The sequence below is a fragment of the Halorubrum sp. Atlit-28R genome (assembly GCF_003665955.1).
In the GTDB taxonomy this organism is placed as follows: domain Archaea; phylum Halobacteriota; class Halobacteria; order Halobacteriales; family Haloferacaceae; genus Halorubrum; species Halorubrum tropicale.
The window spans coordinates 1-1,012 of sequence record NZ_QPLS01000040.1; the positions used below are offsets into that span (position 1 = coordinate 1).

Sequence of the window (1,012 nt, forward strand, 5' to 3'; positions counted from 1 at the left end):
CGTAGCGGTCGAGGATATCGTCGACGGTGATGTCGGGGTCGTAGCCAGCGAGCCAGTCGTCGTGTTCCGCTAATTCCTCCGCGAGCACGACAAAGTCGATCGCGAGTCCGAGCGTCCCCTTGGAGGACTTGAACTGCGTCTCCGCCTCCGACACGAGCGCCTCGATTATCGTATGCTCTGCGTCTGAGATTTCTTCGTCTGAGCCGTCGTATTCGGATAGATCCGATTGATTTTCGAAGTAGGTGCTCGGGAAGTGGCTCCGCAGAAACGCCTCGATCGCCTCGTGTTCGTGATCAGCGCGATCGTCGCTCAATCTGCTCATCTGGATATACAGTCCACTCAGAAGACACTCTTAGAAAGATTACGCTCTGCTGTTTCAGTCTATGATATCTTCATTTTCTTGTATTTTTAGATCATCACACATACCAAGAACCGTTAGTGAGTCTGCTACGTCAGAGATAGCGACTGAATCCACCGTCAAAATCAACAAATTTGCGGAGCGAGGCATTACACGAAGACCTACAGACTCGATAGGCGTCTCTTGGAAATCACCCTTAATCTCGTAGTCACCCTGATCGAGAGAGACATTATGAGATATCCTAAAATTGAGTTTTGTAGTCCCTTGGATGTCCGAAAACGGATTAATATACTTCTGAAACTGGTATGATTTCGAGTGGCTTTCGTCAACAGTTGATTTCACAAAATCAAGGGCCATGGTTAGACCAGCAGTAGTAATTTCACCAGTGTAGAATTTCTCAATCTTTTTGAATTTGTTATCAATCCGCTCTTCGCGCTCATAGGCAGAATCTAGGGATGTACTCCGATGAGAGAGATATTGAAGAACCAATGAAGCGGTAGCAACGAGTACTGAGGCCGATAACAGCGGGTTTGGCGGGATAATATTGTTCATATCTATGGATCACAAGGGAATAGTGTTAAATAACAGTACATACCGCCAGACTGTGACAAGACCGGCCGAATTAGTACACTGTTGAGCCGGCAGTAATCCAAC

The 1,012-nt window shown here is 47.1% G+C and carries 1 protein-coding gene and 1 pseudogene; both read right to left on the reverse strand.

Annotated elements, in window-relative coordinates; translation table 11 throughout:
- A pseudogene (locus DVK06_RS16660) lies at positions 1 to 322 on the reverse strand (hypothetical protein); the annotation flags it as partial.
- Positions 323 to 376: 54 nt separating this feature from the next.
- Positions 377 to 910 carry a hypothetical protein gene (locus DVK06_RS18555; RefSeq protein WP_147438145.1) on the reverse strand — a complete coding sequence of 178 codons (534 nt, stop codon included), beginning with the start codon at positions 908 to 910 and terminating at the stop codon, positions 377 to 379.
- Positions 911 to 1,012 lie beyond the last annotated feature (102 nt).